Origin of the sequence: Lysobacter zhanggongensis, from assembly GCF_046638635.1 — a bacterium.
Lineage (GTDB): Bacteria > Pseudomonadota > Gammaproteobacteria > Xanthomonadales > Xanthomonadaceae > Novilysobacter > Novilysobacter luteus.
Map to the genome: position 1 here is coordinate 1,147 of NZ_JBJXHK010000104.1, position 5,059 is coordinate 6,205.

Annotated in this window: 5 protein-coding genes and 1 pseudogene; 2 read left to right on the forward strand and 4 right to left on the reverse strand. The window is 70.3% G+C overall.

Annotation, left to right across the window (positions count from 1 at the left end):
* From ctaD to ACKVMH_RS12200, 4 genes are all read right to left on the reverse strand, one after another.
* The coding region (gene ctaD / locus ACKVMH_RS12185) for a cytochrome c oxidase subunit I (RefSeq protein WP_412700500.1) at positions 1-2,159 on the reverse strand (2,159 nt) is incomplete at its 3' end.
* The gene (locus ACKVMH_RS12190) at positions 2,156-2,668 is read right to left on the reverse strand and encodes a c-type cytochrome (RefSeq protein WP_412700501.1); all 513 of its coding nucleotides are present in this window, start codon (positions 2,666-2,668) and stop codon (positions 2,156-2,158) included. The genes ACKVMH_RS12190 and ctaD, both read right to left, overlap by 4 nt.
* A gap of 11 nt (positions 2,669-2,679) precedes the next feature.
* Positions 2,680-3,219, reverse strand: coding sequence for a cytochrome c oxidase subunit II (locus ACKVMH_RS12195; protein ID WP_459167115.1), 540 nt, complete (start codon positions 3,217-3,219; stop codon positions 2,680-2,682).
* A 286-nt stretch (positions 3,220-3,505) separates the two neighbouring features.
* Complete coding sequence (locus ACKVMH_RS12200) at positions 3,506-3,928, reverse strand: DUF4124 domain-containing protein (protein ID WP_412700503.1); 423 nt, start codon at positions 3,926-3,928, stop codon at positions 3,506-3,508.
* A gap of 82 nt (positions 3,929-4,010) precedes the next feature.
* On the opposite strand from ACKVMH_RS12200, the gene pssA reads away from it, so the two are divergent.
* Both pssA and ACKVMH_RS12210 read left to right on the forward strand, forming a co-directional pair.
* Positions 4,011-4,796: a CDP-diacylglycerol--serine O-phosphatidyltransferase gene (gene pssA, locus ACKVMH_RS12205; RefSeq protein WP_412700504.1), complete on the forward strand. Its 786-nt coding sequence runs from the start codon at positions 4,011-4,013 to the stop codon at positions 4,794-4,796.
* Positions 4,793-5,059, forward strand: a pseudogene (locus ACKVMH_RS12210) (hypothetical protein); the annotation flags it as partial. The gene pssA and the pseudogene ACKVMH_RS12210, both read left to right, overlap by 4 nt.

The following is a 5,059-nucleotide window of genomic DNA, read 5'->3' on the forward strand; positions in this document are numbered from 1 at the left end:
GCCGCCCACGCGGCAAGGCCGAGTGCCAGCGCGACCGATGGCCACAGCAGCCCCGGGCCGCTGCTCGCCGCGGGCGGGAAGTCGTCGTGGATCGTCCAGAAGAAGAAGTACCCGAACACCAGGCTGGCGAACGCGGTCATGTCGCCGATCATCGTGATGAACATGCCCCACCAGCCGACCGACACCTGGCCGGAGGCATACAGCGGCAACGTCAGGCCGCCGCCGACATCCTTGGCCGGCTTTTCGGGGCGGATCGCGGTGCCGGTCCACACCCAGACGATGATTGCCACGACCGCCAGCACGCCGCTCACGGCCGCGGCGGCGTAGAGCTTGAACACCGGCAGGATGAACGCACCACCGGTGAACAGCGCCGCCCACAGCGTCATGAAGGTCGGGCCGGGCACGCGCAGGCACTGCTCGGGCACCGCGTCGACCGGCGAGGTCACGAGCGTCTCGCGCCGGCCTTCGGGCGCGTCGGCCAGGTAGAAGCGGCCCGCATCGACGTCGCGCATCAGGTTCGGCTGGTCCCACAACGGATAGCGCGTCTCGACCACCGGGATCGAGCGCACGCCCCACGGCTTCGATGGCATTTCCGCGAGCCACTCCAGCGTGCCGGCCTGCCACGGGTCGCGTGGCGACCGCGGCCGCCGCCGCACCAGCCACAGCGCGTCCACCACGATGAGCGCGAAGCCGGCGGCGAGCACGAACGCACCGACCGTCGACACCAGGTTGAGCAGTTCAAACGGATGCGCGCCGGAATAGGTGAACACCCGTCGCGGCATCCCGACCAGGCCAGTCAGGTGCATCGGCAGGAAGGCGATGTTGAATCCGGCGAACATCAGCCAGAAGGCGAGCTTGCCGAGCTGGTCCGACAGCTTTTTTCCGACCGCGAGCGGGAAGTAGTAGTACACCCCGGCCACCACCGGGAACACCATGCCGCCGATCAGCACGTAATGCAGGTGGGCGACGATGAAGTAGGTGTCGTGGGCCTGGAAGTCGAACGGCGCCATCGCGACCATCACCCCGGTCAGCCCGCCGAGCACGAAGATCACCAGCGCGCCGAGCACGAACAGCATCGGCACCGACCGCACCAGCCGTCCCATCAGGACCGTCGCCAGCAACGCGAAGATCTGCACGCCCGTCGGCAGCGCCACCGCCTGCGAGGCCGCCGAGAAGAACGCCAGCGAGATGTTCGGCAGCCCGGTGGTGAACATGTGGTGGACCCACAGCCCGAAGCTGAGGAAGCCGGTGCCGACCGCCGCCAGCACGATCCAGCTGTAGCCGAAGATCGGCCGACGGGCGAAGGTCGGCACGATCATCGCCACCAGCGCGATGGCCGGCAGGAAGATGATGTAGACCTCGGGGTGGCCGAAGATCCAGAACAGGTGCTGCCACAACAGCGGGTCGCCGCCGCGCGCGGGATCGAAGAACGGCCAGTCGAGCGCGCGCTGCAGCTCGAACATCAGGTCGCCGGCGATCAGCGGCGGGAATGCGAACAGGATCATCGCCGCCACCACCAGGATGTACCAGGCGTACAACGGCATCAGGTTGATCCGCATGCCCGGTGGCCGGGTCTTCAGCGTGCCCGTGATCAGTTCGACCGCGGCGGCAATCGACGCGACCTCGATGAAGCTCAGGCCCAGCAGCCAGATGTCGGCGCCGTAGCCCTCCTGGTAGCTCGTGGTCAGCGGCGGGTACATGAACCAGCCACCCTGCGGCGCGGCGTTGAAGAAGATCGAACCGCAGACGAACACGCCGCCGATCAGGAAACACCAGAAGCCGAACGCCGACAGCCGCGGGAACGGCAGGTCGCGCGCGCCGAGCAGCTGCGGCAGCACCAGCATCGAGAACGCCTCGAAGATCGGCACCGCGAACAGGAACATCATCGCCGAGCCGTGCAGCGAGAACAGCTGGTTGTACATCTCGGCGCTGACGAAATCGTTGTCCGGCACCGCCAGCTGCACCCGCATCAGCAGCGCCAGCACGCCGGCGAACAGGAAGAACACGAACGACATGCCCGTGTACCAGAGCCCCACGTTGCTGTTGTTGACCGCCGACCAGTAGCGCCAGCCGGTGGGTGTCGCCCATGCCGCCTCGAGCCGCGCGGCCTGGCCCGGGTCGCCATGCGCGGCGGGTGCGACTGGCCCGGTCGCGCTCATTGCAGGTCCTCCAGGTAGGCGACGATCGCGTCGAGGTCGTCGTCGGGCAGCATTCCGAAAGCCGGCATCAGCACGTCGGGCTTGATCCGGTCGGGGTGGTCGATCCAGCGCCGGAACGCGGCGGCATCGTTGGGCAGGGTGCCGGCGGCCAGGCTCAGGCGGCTGCCCACGTGGGTGAGGTCGGGGCCGACGCGGCCGGCCGCGGGCGTGCCGCGCACGGTGTGGCACGCGGCGCAGCCATGGGTCATGAACGCCTCGGCGCCGCGTCGTGCGAGTGCGGTCGAGGGCGCGCGCGCCGGTGCGGCCTGTGCCGCGAGCCAACGGTCGAACGCGTCGGGCTCCATCACCACGGCCAGGAACTCCATCCGCGCGTGCGACGTCCCGCAGTACTCGGCGCAGATGCCCTCGAACGTGCCGGTGCGGGTCGGCTCCAGCACCAGCGTGGTGGTGCGGCCGGGGATGTTGTCGAGCTTGCCGCCCAGCGACGGGATCCAGAACGAATGGATCACGTCGGGACTGGTCAGCCGGAACNGTCGGGCTCCATCACCACGGCCAGGAACTCCATCCGCGCGTGCGACGTCCCGCAGTACTCGGCGCAGATGCCCTCGAACGTGCCGGTGCGGGTCGGCTCCAGCACCAGCGTGGTGGTGCGGCCGGGGATGTTGTCGAGCTTGCCGCCCAGCGACGGGATCCAGAACGAATGGATCACGTCGGGACTGGTCAGCCGGAACTCGGCGCGCTCGCCGACCGGCAGGCGGACCTCGTTGGCCAGCGTTACCGGGGTGTCGCTGCCTGGCACGTGGTAGTCGACCCGCCACCACCACTGCTCGCCCGACACCGCGATCCGCAGGCCATCTGCCGGCGGCGGCTCACGCAGCTGCGGCATCAGCACCAGCCCGTACACCAGCAGGGCGGCGAGGGTGACGGTGGGGAACAGCACGCCGCCGCCGAGGATCAGCCAGCGTGCACTGCGCCGGCTGTGCGGCCGCGGGTTGACCAGCCCGGCGTACAGCGCCATCGCGACCACGATCGCCCAGACCACCGCCGCGCCGGCGGCCATGATCCGGAAGAGGAGGGCGATGTCGTCGGCGCCGCGACCGGCGGGGTCGAGGGTGGAGGCGGGTCCCTGGCAACCGGCCAGCAGCAGGCCGGCCAGCAGCGCCAGGACGGCCCGGGGTATCACGAAGGGTTCGTCGGCGATGGTCCGCTCGGCGACGGTGTCCGGCACGGCGCGCTCCCACTGGGGTCGCGACCGGCAGGAACGCCGTCGCGGCAATCACCCGAGGGTGCCGCCGCAGCGTTAAAAAAACCGTGAAGGCGCGGCCGCGCGCGACGGCCGCCAGCGATCAGTTGGCCTTGCAGTGCACCTTGATCGCCGCGGCGGCCAGTTCGGCCTCGTTGGCGCGCTGGTCGGCGCTCAGCTCGGTGTCGGGCTTGCCGTCGCCGTCGGTGTCGGTGCCGACCTTGCCGTCGCCCTGCAGCAGCGCGAGGTTGGCGCGCGCGGTGGTGCACTGCTCGCTCTCGGCCGGTGCCTCGGCCTTTTCCGGTGCGTCGGCGGTGCCACCGCTGTTGCGGATCGAGCGATTCTCGTAGCTGGTCTGGCCCGGCGGCGGGGCGTCGGAGTAGTGCGTCACCCCGTTGGCGTCCTTCCACTGGTACAGCTCGCCGCCGGTGGCGACCAGGGCTGCCGGCAGCGCGAGTGCCAGCACAAGGGCGGCGGTGGCCGGCCGGGACAGGCGGCGGGTGGTGGACGTGCGTTGGGCGGACATGCGGGGCTCCCCGGCGTTGGCGGTGTCGCGAAAGCGGATTGCAGCACCGTGCGGGCCGGCAGGCAAGCGCTAAACTGCCGAAATGGAACCCGTGCAACCCTCCGCGCCCGCCTCACGGCCGCGCGGACGCGGCATTTACCTGCTGCCCAACCTGTTCACCACCGGCGGGCTGTTTGCCGGCTTCTACGCGATCATCGCCGCCACCCAGGGGCGGTTCGACGACGCGTGCATCGCGATCTTCGTGGCCGCGATCTTGGACGGCATCGATGGCCGGGTCGCGCGGCTGACCAACACCCAGAGCGAGTTCGGCGTCCAGTACGACTCGCTCGCCGACCTGATCAGCTTCGGCCTGGCCCCCGCCCTGGTGATGTACCACTGGGCGCTGTCGGCGACCCGGCTGGACGGCGTCACCGCGGGCAAGGCCGGCTGGGTGGTGGCATTCCTGTACGCGGCCTGCGCGGCGATGCGGCTGGCGCGGTTCAACTCGCAGGTAAACCAGGTCGACAAGCGCTGGTTCATCGGGCTGGCCAGCCCGGCGTCGGCCGGGCTGCTCGCCAGTCTGGTCTGGACCTGCTTCGTGCTGGGCTACGAGGGCGCACAGCTGCGCTACCTGGCGCTGGCGGCGACCGCCACGGCGGCGCTGCTGATGGTCAGCCGGGTGCGCTATTTCAGCTTCAAGGGCAGCGGCCCTCGTAGTGACCGCATGCCGTTCCTGACCGTGGTGGTGGTGCTGGCGGTGCTGGCGGCGATCGCGATCGATCCGCCACGCGTACTGCTGGCCATCACCGGCGTCTATGCGCTGACGGGGCCGGTCCATGCGGCGTGGCGACGGATGCGCCGCGGCGAGGCCGGGAAGGCGGCGACGTGAGTCTCTGGGACGGCCAGCAGCGCGAGTGGTTGCAGGCGATGGGGTATTCGCTGCTGTCGCTGGCGGGCGACGACGCGCCCGCCGGGGTCGAACCCGGGCTGCCGACCGCGCCGGCGCAAAAGTCCAGCAGTCCGATGCCACGCAGGGGCGAGCCGGGCGACGCGCCGGTCAGGGGGGCGGAGCCGCCTGTGGCAGATGCGCCACACGCGCGGCCCGAACATGCCCACCGGCCGGCACCGCCGAAACCCGACGAGGATGTCCCG